This is a genomic window from Amycolatopsis sp. NBC_01307 (genome assembly GCF_035975215.1).
Lineage (GTDB): Bacteria > Actinomycetota > Actinomycetes > Mycobacteriales > Pseudonocardiaceae > Amycolatopsis.
On record NZ_CP108403.1, the window covers coordinates 4,797,038 to 4,811,496 of the forward strand.

12 protein-coding genes are annotated in these 14,459 nt (G+C 67.9%); 3 read left to right on the forward strand and 9 right to left on the reverse strand.

The window, feature by feature from the left end; all coding sequences use genetic code 11:
• Positions 1-257: 257 nt before the first annotated feature.
• The gene (locus tag OG439_RS19990) at positions 258-1,622 is read right to left on the reverse strand and encodes a hypothetical protein (RefSeq protein ID WP_326950876.1); all 1,365 of its coding nucleotides are present in this window, start codon (positions 1,620-1,622) and stop codon (positions 258-260) included.
• 172 nt (positions 1,623-1,794) lie between these two features.
• Here OG439_RS19990 and OG439_RS19995 point away from each other — a divergent pair, with 172 nt between their 5' ends.
• Both OG439_RS19995 and OG439_RS20000 read left to right on the forward strand, forming a co-directional pair.
• Positions 1,795-2,127, forward strand: a complete 333-nt coding sequence (locus tag OG439_RS19995; protein WP_326950877.1) for a CU044_2847 family protein — start codon at positions 1,795-1,797, stop codon at positions 2,125-2,127.
• A 43-nt stretch (positions 2,128-2,170) separates the two neighbouring features.
• A complete protein-coding gene (locus tag OG439_RS20000; protein WP_326950878.1) occupies positions 2,171-5,683 on the forward strand; it encodes a trypsin-like peptidase domain-containing protein in 3,513 nt (1,170 codons plus the stop codon).
• Positions 5,684-5,817: 134 nt separating this feature from the next.
• Here the strand turns inward: OG439_RS20000 and OG439_RS20005 are convergent, their stop codons facing one another.
• The 8 genes from OG439_RS20005 to OG439_RS20040 all read right to left on the reverse strand — a co-directional run bounded on the left by OG439_RS20005 (position 5,818) and on the right by OG439_RS20040 (position 13,507).
• Positions 5,818-6,312, reverse strand: a complete 495-nt coding sequence (locus OG439_RS20005) for a transposase (RefSeq protein WP_326950879.1) — start codon at positions 6,310-6,312, stop codon at positions 5,818-5,820.
• 838 nt (positions 6,313-7,150) lie between these two features.
• On the reverse strand, positions 7,151-7,648 hold the full coding sequence (locus tag OG439_RS20010; protein WP_326950880.1) for a YceI family protein: 498 nt from the start codon (positions 7,646-7,648) through the stop codon (positions 7,151-7,153).
• On the reverse strand, positions 7,645-8,208 hold the full coding sequence (locus tag OG439_RS20015; protein ID WP_326950881.1) for a dihydrofolate reductase family protein: 564 nt from the start codon (positions 8,206-8,208) through the stop codon (positions 7,645-7,647). The genes OG439_RS20010 and OG439_RS20015 overlap by 4 nt, the downstream gene beginning before the upstream one ends.
• Before the next feature lie 29 nt (positions 8,209-8,237).
• A complete protein-coding gene (locus OG439_RS20020; protein ID WP_326950882.1) occupies positions 8,238-8,654 on the reverse strand; it encodes a VOC family protein in 417 nt (138 codons plus the stop codon).
• Between the two features lie 944 nt (positions 8,655-9,598).
• On the reverse strand, positions 9,599-10,423 hold the full coding sequence (locus OG439_RS20025; RefSeq protein ID WP_326950883.1) for an AAC(3) family N-acetyltransferase: 825 nt from the start codon (positions 10,421-10,423) through the stop codon (positions 9,599-9,601).
• A 39-nt stretch (positions 10,424-10,462) separates the two neighbouring features.
• Positions 10,463-12,655, reverse strand: a complete 2,193-nt coding sequence (locus OG439_RS20030; RefSeq protein ID WP_326950884.1) for a tetratricopeptide repeat protein — start codon at positions 12,653-12,655, stop codon at positions 10,463-10,465.
• Positions 12,655-13,233, reverse strand: coding sequence for an RNA polymerase sigma factor (locus OG439_RS20035; RefSeq protein ID WP_326950885.1), 579 nt, complete (start codon positions 13,231-13,233; stop codon positions 12,655-12,657). The genes OG439_RS20030 and OG439_RS20035 overlap by 1 nt, the downstream gene beginning before the upstream one ends.
• Complete coding sequence (locus tag OG439_RS20040) at positions 13,223-13,507, reverse strand: hypothetical protein (protein ID WP_326950886.1); 285 nt, start codon at positions 13,505-13,507, stop codon at positions 13,223-13,225. Before OG439_RS20040 ends, OG439_RS20035 begins: the two co-directional genes overlap by 11 nt.
• Before the next feature lie 210 nt (positions 13,508-13,717).
• Between OG439_RS20040 and OG439_RS20045 the strand changes: the two genes are divergently transcribed.
• The gene (locus OG439_RS20045) at positions 13,718-14,263 is read left to right on the forward strand and encodes a hypothetical protein (protein WP_326950887.1); all 546 of its coding nucleotides are present in this window, start codon (positions 13,718-13,720) and stop codon (positions 14,261-14,263) included.
• Positions 14,264-14,459: the final 196 nt, after the last annotated feature.

Genomic DNA, 14,459 nt, shown 5'->3' on the forward strand with positions numbered 1-14,459 from the left:
GCCATGACCGTGCCGCCCCTCGCGCGTCACGCCGAGCGATCCAGCACAGCCCAGGCAGGCGAACAACCAGCTTCGGCGCCGAATGCACGCCTTCGACCCTCCGCTGTATTCCCCGGACAGCCAAAGTGCCGACCATCCCACGTTCGACACCAGCTGCTGCGGACCAGGACAGCGAAACCCGCGACGCGCGCACGTGCCGAATAGCGGGCATGTACGGCGCAGACGACGATCCATCGAGCCAGGCGGGGATCCCGGCGCTACAGGCCGGCTCGGTCGAGCAGTGCGCGCATGCGGTCGGCCGGAAGCGCCGGGTTCCCACCAGCTGCCTTGACGACATCGAGAGAGTCGTCGGTCAGCAGGATCTCCAGCAATGGCACGGGGATGCGCCGATGACGGGCGGCGGCAGCGCGCACGAACGCCTCGGTGTCCCGCGCCAAGGCCGCGATCACGTCAGCCGGCAATTCGGGATCTTCCGTGGCGAGTACGCGTTGACGAGGGTCATCGGCTTTCGCCAGTCCGGCGAAAGCCTCCGCCGGGAAGTTCGGGTGCTCCGTGTGACCCGGCCGCTCCTTGGGACTCTCGCCGTGTTCGCTGACCAGGCGTTCGAGCACATCTCCCGGTGTGTCGGCGCGGCGTGCCACGATCCGTCGCACCTCGACGTCCTCGTGAGTGTGGAGCCGTCGCACCACGTCCGCGGGCAGGTCCGCAGACCTCGCGGCGCACCGCCGGAAGCACGGGATCGGCGAGTCGAGGTAAGTGATGCGCTCGGCGAGCGGCCAGGCGGGCAGCCAGGAGGGCTCGACGTGGTCGAGCACCGTCAAGGCGATCGTGACCTCGCCGAACGCGTCCTCCCGTTCGGCGAGCAATCCCGCGTGCAGCCGTCTGCGGCGGTCCTCCGGCAGGTCTTCGCGGAGGAGGACATGTGAGCGCACATACGGGCTCGGGTCTTCCGCCAGCCGGTCGCGGGCCTCGGCCGGAAGGGTCGGGTTGATCGCCACTTCGGCGCGCAACTCCTCGTCGCCCGCCGAACACTCCCGCACCGCCTGTGCCGTCAACGTGGCGTAGGACGCCACCTCGCCACGGGTGGCGTCGTCGGCCAGCAGCCCGGCGTGCATATCGGCGGGGGCAGGCGGGTGCGGAAAGCCCGCCGCGGCCTTGCGGACACGCGGATCAGGATCGGCGAGCAGTTCCCGCCGCAACGCGACCGGCATGGCGTCCCACGTCCCGGCGACCGCCGCGCGCAGCACGGGGTCCTCGTGATGCGCAAGCCCGGCCAGTCCGGACGGACCCGCGTATCCGGCGAGGTCATCGGGCATGACCCGAGTGCCGGCCCGGATGGAGCGTTCGACGAACCTGCTGCGCGCACACCGGACCTCGACATCCGGGTACGCCGCGATCCGCTGCCGGGTCGTCTCGGATTGGCTTGGCGAATCCAAGGCCAGCGCGATGGTCGGGTCACCGATGTCCAGCAGCCGTTCCACCACGGTGTCCGGCAGATCCCGCTGCCGCCACGCGATCTCCACCGCCGCGGCTCGAACAGCCGTCAGCCGCACCAGAACATCAAGCGGGGCAGCCGGGTTCGCAGCCATCCCGACCAGGACACGATGCAGACCGTCGGCCATGACCTGCACTGTAGCCAACGGTCACGACAAAAGCGCACCGCAGGCCCAGCGCGCGCTCATGCCGAATAGCGGATGCCATCTGTCTGTTGCGGTCTGGTCTCGTTGGACTCGTTGGGTAACAGCGATGGCACAAGGTACGACGGTGTGAGATGGACCGGAGGAGGGAGTTCTAGTGGCTGGTCAGGTACTGCCGATGCGGTTCGGTGGCGTCGAGGTGCTGGTAGCGACTGTCCCGGTGGCCGGAACCGAGCCGACATCGAGGTTGGGCGATGCGGGCGCCAAGGCGGTGGACGCCTTCGGCCGGGCGCACGAGGTGATCGTCGGCGCGGCCGCCTCGGCGGTCGAGGTCCTGGGGAAACTGGCAGCCGAGGCAGCGCAGCCCGCCAAGCTGGAAATCGAGTTCGGCCTCGGTTTCTCGGCCAAAGGCAACGTAATCGTTGCGGGCGGGTCGGTCGACGCCACACTGAAAGTGAAACTGACCTACGAACCCAGCCAGGCGAAGTAACCTCATGCCGCCGGATCCGCGTATTCCCGCCTATCTTGGCCGAGTGCTGACAGCCGAAGGAGCGCCAGTCGGGACGTGCTTTCAGGTTTCGCCCGGCGTGCTGGGCACGGCGTGGCACGTTCTGCGCAGCATGGGCAGCGGCGCACCGGGGGACGACGTCCTGGTGGACCCGCTGGGCGGCGGCACAGCCCGCTCGGCGCGGGTCGCCAACGTGGACCCGTTGCACGACCTGGCTGTCCTGACCGTTGCCGAGCCACTGGACGGCAGCGTGTCACTGGTGGCGACCGACGGCAGGCCGCTGGGCCTGCGCATCGTGATCACCGGAACGGGCCAGTTGGATGACCCGCACTACGACTACAACTACCGTTTCATGGAAACGGCAGGCCGCTGGGCAGGCGCCACTCTCCGCGACAGCGTGCCGCTGGCCAGGGTGGAGGCGCCGGCGTTGCTGCTGGGCATGAGCGGTGCCCCGGTACGCAGGCAGGGCGATGACGCAGTCGTCGGCATCGTGTCGGGTCGCTACAACAGCGCCGACGGATGGGCCAGAGACTCGGTGTGGGTTGCCAGAGTGGAAAACCTGACTCCGCTGCTGGCTGACTTGACCGGCACTGTCCTGGACCCTCTCGACCACGGCGGCTCCTCGGCGGCACCGTTGCGGGCCTACCTGGACGACGCGGTGCGGGCAGCGCAGTCGCATCCCTACCCCGGTGCCGTGCCTCACGTGCCGGCGCCACCCCTGACCACGGTGTACGTCCACCAGCAGACCGAACGACGGGCCGCCGGCGAGGGAAGGTTGCCTGCAGACGTGGTCCTGGACGGCGACCAGGACTGCCTAGTGACCGGTGGCCCGGGTAGCGGCAAGTCCTGCTTGCTGCGAAGCGCCCTGATCAGCGCTGCTCGGCAATGGGACGATGGCCGGACCGGCCGCGAACTGCCGGTCCGGGTGCTGGCCGCCGACATCGCGGCCACGCCAAGGATTGCAGAGGCGATCGCAGCATCGGCGAATGTCGATCTCGGTGGGGTGATCGGACGGAAGGATCCCCTGGAAGCCGGCTTCTTCGCGCGGGAACCACTGCCAGGGGTGCGATGGCTGGTGCTGGTCGACGGGCTGGACGAAGTGATCGACCCGGCACGACGACGCGCGGTCATCGACAAGGTAGCGGGTGCAGCGGGACCGATCTACCGATTCGTGGTCGCCACCCGTGACCTGCCAGACGACGAACTGAACCAGCACGCCGACTGGCGCCCCCACACCTACGAGTTGCTGCCGTTCACCGCTGCCCAGCTGCCCGGTTTCGCGCAGGCGTGGTTCGCGGCGCTGAGCCTCACCGACCCGGCCGCGGCCGCCGGACACTTCGTGGCCGAGGTCCAGCGGGCGAGCCTGTCCGTGCAAGCCCGCAATCCACTGATGGCGACGATCCTGTGCCAGCTCTATGCCAGGGATCCCCGGCGCCCCCTGCCGCCGGGCAGGTCGGAGGCATTCGCCGACTACGTGGATCTGCTCACCAACCAGCCGTATGAATTCCGCGACGGTGACCGGAATCCCGGAGGTCTCGCCGTCCAAACGAACATCGCGCTGGATCGCTACGGTGGCGTCGCTGTCGCCGCCGCTGACGCGATCCTGGCACGTTCGCTCGACGACATCGGGTGGCTTGCGGCGGTCCTGCTGGAAGGTGCCATCCGGACGGCACCGGAGCTACTTGCCGAGCGGACCGCGGGCAGCAGACCGGGCAACGTGCCCGAGGCGGTGTGGCAGTCGTTTCTCCGGGATCTGTTGCGCCGTAGCGGTGTGTTCATCGAACGGGCCGACGACTTCGTCTTCTTGCACCACACTGTCACCGAGTTCCTCGCTGCCCGGTACACCGTTGCCGATTCGCAGCGCAGCGCCGACGCGTTTCACGACTTCACCCGGCAGACCAGGGAACACCGGTGGAGCATGCGCAAGTCATGGGACAAACCCCAAGGCGATTCGTACGCCCGGTTTCTGGTGGCCGCCTGGCACGACCGGGACGACTTGCCGGCCACGTTGCGCGGCTTGGCGGCACGAGACCTGTTCGGCTGCGTGTTCGTCGCCGACCTCAGAGACGATCGCACTGCGGTGGACCAGACGGTCGTCGCAGCGGCAACGCGGAAGCTCACGGCGCTGGCGGGTGGGCGCACAGCTGATCTCATCGACCGTGTCCTTGCCATGCTGACGCTCACCCGGCTGGGCGAACCGAGCGGCGAGAAGATGCTGTCTGCGGTGGTGGACGACGCGATCGCCGGTCGCATCGACCGTAGGGATGTGGTGTGGGCGATACGGATCGGCATGCGGCTACGTGAGCATCCAGTTCCTCGGTTCGCTGAATTACTCACGGCTCAAGCTACCGATCCGGCGACAGAGGACGTCTTCCGCAGCGAAGCGATGAGCTTGCTGGTCCAGGTGGACAGCACCCAGGGCGCCGAGGTGTTGCTGGCCGGCACTCACGACCTGACCTTGTGCTGGGCGGACCGCGTGGCAGCCGCGGCGACGCTGGCCCGTCGTGGTGATTCTCGTGGCACTGAGGCGTTGCTGGCGCACACGTCCGATCCGGGCGTGACCCACCGTGACCGGCTCGCGGCGGCCAAAACTTTGGCCAAATTAGGAGACACCCGTGGCGCTGACGCGCTTGTCACGCAGACCGAGAACGTACCGGCCGCCGATCGGCTCGCGGCAGCCAGAACGCTCGTTGGCCTGAACGATCCGCGCGGCGTTCAGGCCCTGCACACCCTGACCGTTGATGCCACCGTGGATATCGAAGATCGACGGCGGGCAGCCGGAGTCCTGGCCGAACTTGGCGATGCCAGGGGTTTCGAGGCGCTGGTGGACCAGGCCACCGGAGTCGGAAGTGACCAGCCGGACAGAGCAGCTGCAGACGCGTGCTGGCGAGCAGCCAGAACGCTGGTCGCATTAGGTGATCCCCGAGGCACAAGTCTGCTGGCAGCCCTGGAGACCAACCCAGCGATGACCGTCATTCGGGACCGGTCCTGGTCGGCCGGAGAAGGTCTGCGCAGCCTCGGAGACGATGAGTCCGACTCCGGCGCGACGCGCACGGCACGACACGATCTGCTCCTGATCAACCTCAAACTCGCCCAGCAGATCGGTCCCTCCTTCTACCTCGTCCGCAGAATATGGTCCTTGTCCATCCGGGATCAGTCCGGCCTGCCGTTCCGGGCTCGCTATGTCGCTGATCTCCGGTCGGTGCAGAGCTGGTCGACCCCGTCCTCGATCGGCCGGTCCACCTGGGCAGCACCGGGTCCCATCACCTGGCTGACGGGTCTGCTGGTCCTCGTAGTGCCTTTTGCCGCCTGGTTCGTGACAGGCGCGTTCGCTACCAGGGTCGACATGAGCGTGACCCTTGTCGGTGGTGTCGTGCTGGCGTTGGTGGCGCAGGTGTACGTGATCTTGTTCCAGCGAATCACTTTCATCGTGCTGTTCTCGAAGAGCGTAGATCCGTGGCCGGTGTTCGCGTTCGGTTGGCTGGCAGCTGTAGTGGCCGGGTTCGTGTTCGCTCCGATGGCCGTGCTCAGATGGTGACACTCAGGGCGCCACTTCCCGTCGTCCAGGACTGGACCTTGGTACGGTCGGAGTCACTACCGGCTAGCACGCCACCTGCGATGAGCTGGCCGATTCGATGGTCCGCGAACATCCGCTCATGGCTCCCCTCTGTGTCAAGCAGACGAGGAAGCCGCTGCCCTATCCTTGTAATGGGCAGGCTCGGGAAGTGACTGTTCCGAAGTGCTGACCACGGGGTTCAGGTCAGCCGCGCTGGAGTCAGGAGCCGCCCCCGAATGTCCTCCCGAGCCCGCCGCCAAGCGCTCCGCGTCGCGGACCATCCGGCGGTAGACGACATCGGACAGACGGCGTTTCAGACACCGCATCGCTTCCCTGCTCGTCTTGCCCTCCGCCAATCTCCGCCGGTAGTAGGCACGGCCGGGTGTGTCATGACGGAGCTGGACGATGGCCATCACGTGCAACACCCGATTGATCCTGCGGTTTCCCGCCCGCGACAGCCGGTGCCGACGACGATCACCAGACGACGCCTCCAACGGTGCGGTTCCGTTCCAGGACGTGAACCGCCCCTTGTCGGCGAACCGGCCGACATCACCGATGTCACCCAGCAGCCGGGCGGCGCTGGACGGGCCGTTCCCGAACAGCTCCAGCACGGTTCGAGCTCAGCGACGCACCACAAGTCGCCGGACACCGACAGGGAACTTCTCGACCAGGCGCCCGTGTGCCTACCGCCGCAGTTCGCGCAGCTGATTTCGGGCGGGGTGACCGGTAGGTAAGGCGACCAAGCCCTGGACACCCATCGCGAGTCGAGCAGGACGGCGGCGTTCGCCGCACAGGCAGCGGTCACGGTGTTCACAGCCGCTTACGACGACTGGACCGAAGACACCACCGCAGAATTCGATGCCCTGATGCAGGAATCGTTGACCTGCTTGCGCAAGGCCGTCCACCCCACCTGAGAAGGTGCCGGCCACCCGCGCGCCGGGCTTCAATGTCGGCTGTCGTGATGAGCGCGCACAGCCTGACCGAACCAGGTGAACACCGGTCCCGGATCCGGTAAAGGCGTCCAGCCGCCAGCTGTCTCCGAGGGGTCCTACGTCCAGCGGCACGTATAACCGCAGCTAGATGCCAAACAAGACACACATCTCGTGCTTTCTTGCTGGGCATGCGATTCCCAAGCATCCACGGGAACGTCTGGCCTGGCCGAGCAGATGGGGGCCTCGATGGACACCCGACGGCACGGCGCCTATCAATGGTTCGCCGACCGTTGCGCACTCCCGGTCGGCCGGACCGACCACACGATGGCATCGGCGTCCGCGCCGCAGCTCGAACGCCCTCTTCTGCCGATAGCGCGTGAGAGAACGGCCGAGTACCCGTCCATGACTGGGAGAGCAGTCGCGGTGGCGAGCGACCGCGCTGTCAGGGTCAGGATTCGAGCGTGGCCTGGATGTCCAGCTGGATGGTGATCTTGTCGCCGACGACGATCTTCTGGCCTTAGCCGGCCGCTGCGCCAACGCCGTAGTCCGATCGCCGGATCGTCGTGGTTGCCGAGATCCCGATCCGTTGCTCGCCCTGCAATCCGGTCTCGTCGAGGCCGAGGAACTCGACTTCCATGGCGACGTCGCGCGTGATGCCGCGGATCGTCAGCCTTCCCGGCAGTTCGAGCCCCCCGTCGTGCACGGTGAAGCCGGTGCTCTCGAAGGTCATGTCTGGATGCTGGTCGACGTCGAAGAAGTTGGCCGACCGGAGGTCGTCGTCGCGCATGCGGTTCGCGGTGTTCACCGAGCTCATGGAGATCGTCGCGGTGGTGGAGCAGTCGGTTGGCTGTTCGGCGATCCCCATGTGACCGGTGAATTCCTCGAAGGTTCCGCGGACCTTGCCCATCAGGTGGCGAACAAAAAACCCGATGGAACTATGCGCCGGATCGATGGTCCATGTGCCCACGGGAACGTGGGCGTCGAGAGCGTCGATCGTCAGCGATGCGGCAGTCATGGCTGCTTCCCTTCTCGATGGACTATGCGGTAACGCAGATGGGTGGCGTCGCGGCCTTCGAGCCGGCGGACGAGCTCCAGTTCGACGTGGCCGAGTCCGATCGGCTCGAACAGCCGCCGTCCGTCACCCAGCAGCACAGGGACGAGATGCAGTTCGAGTTCGTCGAGCTGGCCTGCTGCCAGCAACGCCTGCGCCGCACCCGCGCCATGGACCAGCACGGCTCGATGTCCCGCTGCTTCTCGGGCCTCGGCGGCACACGCGTTGACGTCGGTGTAGAACTTGGCGCTGCCCGGTGGCTCGTCGGCCGGGTCGATGGTGTGGGTGAGCACGTGGATCGGCACGCCGTCGTGGTGGTCGCCGTGCCATCGCTTGGCCAGCTCGAACATGCGGCGTCCGGATATCACTGCGCCGGTCGACGCGGCCTCGGCGTACACCTGTCCGTTGATCCCCTCGGACATCCGGTCGTCGAGCCAGTTGAACAGCCGCCCTCCGTTACGGCCGAGTTCCTGGCCCGGCCGGTCGTCCGGCCCGGTGATGTACCCGTCGACCGACATGGACATGTAAAGCCGCAGTGGCGTCCTACTCATCCTCAATCCCCTTCCTCTGTCCAGTCGGCGGCGGTCATGCCGTCGGTGTGGTGTGCGGGCCACTGGACGAGTTCGATCCGGCGACCGTCCGGGTCGGCGATGAACGTCGTCTTCAGGCCGTCATCGCGTTCCTGCCCCGGGGCGACCGGCTCGATCCCACGCTCGGCCAGCACGTCGAGCGTGTCGGCCATCGACTCGACCTGCACGACGAAGTGACTGACGTCGGTGCCACGGTCGACCGGGTTGCCGTCGTGAACCAGCTCGACGGTGACGAACTCGTCGTCGGGGAGCTTGAGCATGGTCAGATGCCCGATCGGCGTCTCGGGCACGCGGCCGACGACCTCGTAGCCGATAGCCGTGTAGAACGCCAGCGACCGCCCGAGATCGGTCACCCGCAATCCGACGTGCAACGTTCTCATCCCAGTACCTCCATTGCCTGGGTTCTCGCGGCTATCCGGGTACGCATGGGTTGCTCCTTGGTTGCCCTGACGTGCGTTCGTCACTGCGTCGAACGGGAGCTGCCGCGATCGACACTTCGCGCCAAGAAGATTTCGATGCGGTAATCATGCTCTGCGCAGCCCCGTAGGCGACCCCAATCGCCGTCACCGGGATCTGCTCGAGCTCGAACTTGCCGAGCACCCGCAGCCCGAGCTATGGGCGGCCCCTACGGCACTCCAAACGTCCTCTTCTGCCGCTGATCGTGCGGCCCGGACGTCCGGGCATGCCGACGAGCGGAAGCGGGATCACTCGCCCGTGCCCTGCCGCGATCGCTCCTGGCCGGGTCGAGCCTGATCTTGCGAACCCGGCGAGCTCGCCCTTCCGGGATGTCGGCGGGCGACCGGGCGTGCTCACCGAGCTGATCTTTCTGCTGCCGTGGTTGCGCTCTTCACGCGTCTCGACGCCGCCGTGGACAAGGCCGCCAACGCCCGTGCGCTGGCCCTGCAGTCCACCGAACACGCGGCGCACGTCGACATCGGGCGTAGTGCGCACGCCTGGCTGGCGGGGAGTCCGGTCCTCGGTCAGCCAGCGGTGTACCTGCACCATGCGGCGGTCGCCTGCGTACTCAGCCGGACGACGGTCGCGATGGTGGTCTCATTCCGGCGTCTACCGAGCAGGTGCCGTCGGCTGGTCTCAGTGGTGCGCGTACGCGCTGCGGGCACGCCTCCCACTGCTGTCGTGGCTGTTCCCGCTGCTCTGACGGCGGACGTGCTCACCGCGGGCACCACTACCCCTTGGACATCGTGGGCAGCACCGCGCTGCCGGCCGGCGCCGCGGAGTCCGCGAAGCGCGGGTTCGGCAGTCGGATATCTGCCTCTGCGCAACCCACTGGCTCGATCGACACCGCCGCTCCGAACTCTGTCGCCTACGTCGTCATGGGGCCTCCGGCGATCGAGTCGCGGCACAGCAGGCAGTCGCCGTCGGCGCAACGGGTGATGCTCTGGTCCGCCCTGATGGCCGCCGCGGCGGCTGCGATGGTTTGCCGCGCGGGAAAGGCCTGCCACCGCGATCCGCCGACGACCGCGGTACGGACGTGGGGGCGCAAGGTCGGCCCTAGGCGCGGGAACCCTTCGGAGCAGGATCCGACCTCGACCATGGACACCTGATGGTGGAGGTTTCGAGCCCAGCGCAGGAACAGGCGACGCCCCGCCTGATGTTCGGCCAGGTGAATCGCTGTCATCCGGTTGATTCCCACCCCGGCCAGGATGATCACCCCCTCGTGAGCGGCCAGTTCGCGCAGGGGGCCGTACACGTCGGAGGGGCTCTGCGCCGAGATCAGCTCGCCGGCCAGGGGGCCGAGTGCGGCGAACGAGTTGAGCGGATGCGTGCCGCGCACAGCGCCGGTGCGGCTGATCACGGCCGCTGGGAGCACACCCAATCCCGGGTTGATGAGCCCGCAGTCGGTGGTGTAAGGCGTGCCTTCCAGAGTCGTGGGCACCGCGGGGAGTGCGGAGTAGTCGATGCCGTTGCGCAGCGGCCGCAGGCCGGCCGGAGGGGCTACACCGAACTGCGGTTCGGTGAAGGTCGGCACCAGTACGGTGCGGTTGCCGGCCAGAAACGCGTCCAGCAGGGTGTCCACGCCACCCTCGATGGGCGCTCCGAAGGAGCGCAACGAGGCGTGCAGCATGATCGGGCGATTTCGCGGCGCCAGTTCGTCAATCGCCTTGCCGAGGTGTTCGGTCGGAATCATCGCGGATCTCCTCGATTGGGGGCCGGTGGTGGTCGGTGCTCAGACGGAGTGGCGGGCGTCGACGATCCGGCCGTGCCGGAGCTCCTCCAGCGCCACCACGGTCGCTCGTGTCTCGGGGTGGTCCTCGCCCAGCACCCGGCGACGGCGGTCCAGGACGTCCCGGTAACCGGCCTCCGCTTCCGCTGTCCGGCCGCGGTGGGCCGCGATCCAGGCGAGTTCGTGCCGGATGACGAGCGTCTCGGGGTGGTCTGCACCGAGGAGCTGCGCACGCAGGTCGAGAAGATCGCGGTAGCCGGTCTCGGCTTGCGCCCACCTGCCTTCCCTGGCGAGGATCCAGGCGAGTTCGTGCCGGGTTCCCAGGGTTCGCTGGTGCGAGGGGCCGAGCACTCGCAGACGGTCTTCGAGGACTGCGCGGAGGACTGCGCGGGCCTCGTCGAGCCGCCCCTGGTTCGCGATCGCCCAGCCGAGCTCATGGCGAGTTATCAGGATGTCGGGGTCGTCGGTGTCCAGAACGCCGGCGCTGTCGCGGAGGACCGCCCGATAGCCCTTCTCGGCCTTGGCCCATTCCTTGCCGCAACCGGCGATCCAGGCGAGTTCATGCCGGCACCTGAGGACGTCCGGGTGCTTGGGGCCGAGCTGCCGCAGCCGGTTCCGGAGGACGTCCCGGTACAAGTTTTCCGCTCCGGCCAGATCGCCCTGGTCCGCGACCGCCCACGCCAACATGTGGCGCAGGCGAAGCACCGTGAGATGCCCGTTCCCCAGCTCAGCGGTGTGTGCCAGGGCGCGCTCGCACAGAGCTCTCCCCGCTCGGCCGGCTCCGCTGAGGTTGAACGCCCAGGCCATGCGAGCGGCGGTTTCCAGAAGCTGGACGAGATGGTCCCGGTCCACCTGCTGCGCGGTGGTCTCCAGAAGGCTCAGCAGATGGGGTCCCAGCAATGCGTACTCCGGCCAGGCCGCCGGCTGGTCCGGGGGCAGGCCGGCGACATCGGCGGCGAGGAGGGCGACCGCGGTGTGCCGGATCCCGCCCGGGCGCGGTTCCGGTCCGTCCAGGCTGGCTCGGCCGGCCGCTCCGACGACGGGGTGCACGACGATGCCGCCCGGGGAGCCGTCGTGGATCAGGCCGACCTCCCGCAGCCCTCGCAACGCTTCGTCCAGGTGCCGGATTGGTGGAGTGGTGCCACGCGAGTCCGGCGGACCGGACAGGAAGCCGGCGTCGAGGAGGCCCTCGGGGATCGCGGTGGAGGCATAGCAGCTGACCAGCTGCAGCACTGGTCGAGCCTGCGGGACTCCGCGCTGTGCCAGCTCGTCCAGGGAGAGTTCCACGGCACGGCCCGTCAGTGCCCCCATGGCTGCTGCGGCGGGACGTTCCAGCCGGTCGGATTCGACGGTCCTACCGACCGCCAGTTCGTATGCGGCGAAGGTGGCTCGCCGGGTGGCTTGCGAACGCAGGTGGCTGCCCGCCAGATGCAGGCTCAGCGGGTGGCCGTCCAGGCGGCGCGCCAGCGCCCTGGCCTGGTCTTCATCGCCCGCCGCCGGCGCCAGTTCGCGCAGTATCCGGGCGGCGTCGCTCTCGTCCAGTGCGCCGATGGTCAGGATCCTTGCCGCTCCCCACATTCGCGGATCGGTCTCCCGGCTGGTCACCAGCGCCAGGCCGTGCGCAGACGAGCGCACCCAGCCCGTCAGATCCTGGATTCCGGCCGGCGAAGTTCCGGTCGCCAGCGCCCGGGGATCATCAGCCTCGTCGAACACCAGCAGCCACCCGGGAGATACGCGGTCGAGCAGCCTCCAGAAGCGGTCGGCGGCGTCGACCGTGCCCCGGGCGATCGCCTCGACGTCGTGCGGGGCCGCGCCCATCTGCCGCGCCACCGTCGTCAGGCCCTGCGACAGGGCGACCGGATCGAGAGCCGAAACCCACCACACCCGGCCGCCCCGGGCCCGGACGTGCTCGGCCAAGGCCGCGGCCACCGTCGTCTTGCCCGCGCCCCCCGGGCCGGTGAGCACCGCGGGCTCTTGCCGTGATCCGCGCGTCAGCGCCAGCAGGTCATCCAGCAGCGCACGGCGGCCGATCAACCGGGCAGGTCCCCCGGAGACGTGGTCTCCGGACCTGTCCTTGAGCGCTCGTAGCCTGACCTCCAAGCCGTCGTCGGTGATGTACTCCTCGACGATCTCGCTGATGAGGATCAGCCGTTCCCGCAGGGTCTCAGCCGCAGTGCGGTCATCATCGCTGGCCACTACCGCTCCTCTTCTGTCTGGGGCGAGCCGATCACCGGGGGTTCCAACTGCCGGCGCAGCCGCTTCTTGACCAGGTGGATGATCTGGCGGACGTTGTTGGGTTTCTTGTGCAGAACCTCGGAAATCTCCGTCGGCGTGTAACCTTCGGTGATCAAATACATCACCTGCTGCTGCGCCGGCGGCAGGCACTCGAGTGTGTTGGCGACGAACTGACGATCTTCCAGGGCCGTCAGCGCCGACCCGTCGGCCGGCAGCACTGACCCGTCCTCGTCGAGCGCGACGGGCTGCAGGCGGTGCCGCTCGTTCTTGAGTCGGCGCCGTGCTGTTTTCATCGCGTAAGCCCGGGGATGGCGTACCCGGCCGGGGTCGGAAACGGGGAGGTGCCAACGCTCGAAGAGCTTCTCCATCGCGTGAGCGACACAGTCGTCGGCGTCGGCTGGGGAAGCCCCTTCCATGACCATCAACGCCTTCACCAGCTTCCGGTATTCGGTACGGAAGAAGTCGTCAAAGCCGCCTGGGTAAAACACTTTCCTGTCCGTGGCGGAGTTGCCGGTGGTGGATTGCTCCTCATCGTGCACCGGAACCCTCCCAGGGTGACCAGCCACCCTGGCCGCACGCGTGGACGAAACCCTTCGGCGGTGGCTCGCGCGTCCCGACGGACACCAGCCTCACCTTCAGGCGGTAACCCGCGGCACGCAACGCCGCGGCCGCCATCACCCCGCTCACGACGCACGTGCCGCAGAACGCGGCCACGTTGTCGAGCTGGGCGAGTGCCTCCACCAGCGCCACCCATCCGACCAGCCGTGCCGGCTCTGCAACGCCGACCATGGGAACAATGCCGTAGTCATCCATATCCGCGTGGCCGTCCTTCGCCTCGTCGATCCATCGATGACTTATAAGAGCGCCTAGCCACCCGATACGTTAAAAGCCCTGGTCACGCCACCGTTCACGATGTGCCCAGCTCGGCGGCTCGACCCGGTCGGCTGACGTCCTGTCATGCCGCGAGGCGAGGGTTCGGTTGACTGTCCGCACGTGCCGACGAGTGGACGTTAGAGTCGATAGGTGGACGATGCGTCAGTGCGGACAGCGCTTCTGGTGGCGAGGACGGCCGAATCCCGCGGTTGCCTGCGGCCGGGCGACTGGCCGGATGTCGCGGTCAGCCTGCTGCTGGAAGGCGCTGAAAATCCCGCGATCGCCGAACTCGCCGGCCTGAGCTGGCAGGCGAACGGGTGGGACACCGAACCACTGGTGGCCGCAGCGTGCGAGCGGCACGAGATCCTGGTTCCCAACTGCGACGAGTCAACGATTCTCCTTGCCCGATTGATGGCCGACGACGTCCGTGCCCGGCCGACCGTGGTCACCGCGCCGATGACCCGCCTCCTTGCCGGGCTCGCGCCCCCGGACTTCGAGTCGGACCTGGCCAGCCGATGCTTCACCGCGGAGGAGTACCTGGATTGCGGCTGCGCCGAGGTCGACCTCGGTTTCGAGGCGGAACTGCAATCGATGCCGACGCTGGGGCTGTCCGCACCTGTCACCCAGGCACTCGCACGACCACTGCGTTCAACGCTTCCCACGACTCAACCCGCATACGGACACCACGAACACTGATCGCGCGAGTTCCGACACCGACAACGGGGACGCAGCCTGCTGCCGCCGACGCACTGACATGCCGACGAGCGCGCAGTGAGTCGTCGCGGACGGTGGAGCCGCCCGCGGGCCGGAGGCGCGGAACGCGGACGATCAGGCGATACAGGAGGTAGGCTGCTCGCGACTGAGAGAGAACCGTATTGACGAGGGGTAGCCG